This is a genomic window from Mesorhizobium sp. P5_C1 (assembly GCF_054049815.1).
Genome location: NZ_JBFULQ010000930.1, coordinates 1 through 1,414, shown reverse-complemented (window position 1 = coordinate 1,414; position 1,414 = coordinate 1). Strand labels below are relative to the sequence as shown.

The window sequence follows — 1,414 nt, the reverse complement described above, 5'->3', positions numbered from 1 at the left end:
AACGGACCTAACSACGGAGGAAACAATGAACATCAAGATGCTCACAATGGGCGCGRTGGCGCTTACGATGATGACTGGTGCSGCWCTTGCTGGYAGTACATCCGCGCTCGACGAYCCGGCAAAGATGTCGCCSTTCTTCACCGATGCCGGCATGAAAACGTTGAGGACAGAAGCGGATTTCAAGACCGCATGGATGTCTATGAAACCCGATGAACAGAAGGCGGTGTTGAARGACTGCGGMGATACCACACTYAACAARTCGCACGCAGATTTCTGCGCGATGGCAAAGAAGATGGGGGGCTAACAACGTCGAAGGCAGGGCGCACTGCGTCCGCCTTCGCGCTGTGCAATGGCCGGCGCCACTTTCGAGGTTGCCTGAAAAAAGCGCCGGCCAGGGCGACTAGGGTATCCGTTGCGCGCGACGCCTAACAGACCAAATGGCGGGCATACGAATGGCCCTATGCGCGCCCATCCGTCTCGCTTAAGGCAGCGCGGCGGAGAATGATCTGAAGATCCGCCCGCGACATGTCCGCGATACGGTCGGCGGCRCTCTCAAGCTCTTCGGCGATGGATAGGCGGTGTCACTTTGCCTTCCGTTTAGCGGAAAGCCGCGCACGATGCGCCGCGCTCGGCATCCGTCGACGCTGTGGCTGCAGTGCTCGAAAGGGAGTTTTTTGYGGCGCTGGCCTGAGGCCCGCGACGAATGAGACGCCGACCTGGTTCAACCCGCGCGCGCGATGTTTTCGGCATCTCTTCAGTGCGACGCAGTGCGAGTTCGGCGCACTTAATACGCTCCTCGGCATCCGAAATCGCGTCAAAGTTCGGGTTCGGGAAACCCTCTCCCGGCTGTGTAGGTTCCGTCACAGTTGGCTACAGCCTGTCACACGTCGTCGCCGGGTGGTTGCCATGAACGCGTGCCGCACCGTCGCGGGGACGGAATCACATACCGAGCGTCTCAGTGCTTCCGGCGGGCCGAACAGTCTCGGCGAAGGTTTCCGCTGCTGCCTGGACCTTGTGGGCCGCTTCGTCGACCTTATCGAAGCGCTTCAGCATTCGTTCTTGGATCATCGTCAACCGAGCGGCATGGTAAATCACGCTGCGCTTGTGCCCGTCAGAGTTGAGTGGTTCGAACAACATCATGGCGCCAAATCCTCAGTAATACGGCACAGGGGGACCTTCCGAAAGCGCTCCCGTGCGTCGATCACTCGAGCCTGGTCAGTCCGGATCCTGGCGCACAGCGCAAGGCTGAGAGCAACGCCGCAGTCGTCGTCCAGTTGCTTGTTTGCTCGGTCCAGGAAGCGCCCGGCGCGCTTTACGCGCTGTCTGGCCTTCGCCAGTTCAAAGCTAATAATTTCGACCATTTCACCGATTCCATCGGTCCTCTGGTTTCTTCACGAAGACAACCGGCGGCGAC

Annotated in this window: 2 protein-coding genes; one reads left to right on the top strand and one right to left on the bottom strand. The window is 59.7% G+C overall.

What is annotated here, in order from left to right:
* The first annotated feature begins 25 nt into the window (after positions 1-25).
* Positions 26-304, top strand: coding sequence for a hypothetical protein (locus ACXJ7R_RS32695; RefSeq protein WP_457155405.1), 279 nt, complete (start codon positions 26-28; stop codon positions 302-304).
* Between the two features lie 635 nt (positions 305-939).
* Here ACXJ7R_RS32695 and ACXJ7R_RS32690 read toward each other — a convergent pair.
* Complete coding sequence (locus tag ACXJ7R_RS32690; protein WP_457155404.1) at positions 940-1,140, bottom strand: hypothetical protein; 201 nt, start codon at positions 1,138-1,140, stop codon at positions 940-942.
* Positions 1,141-1,414: the final 274 nt, after the last annotated feature.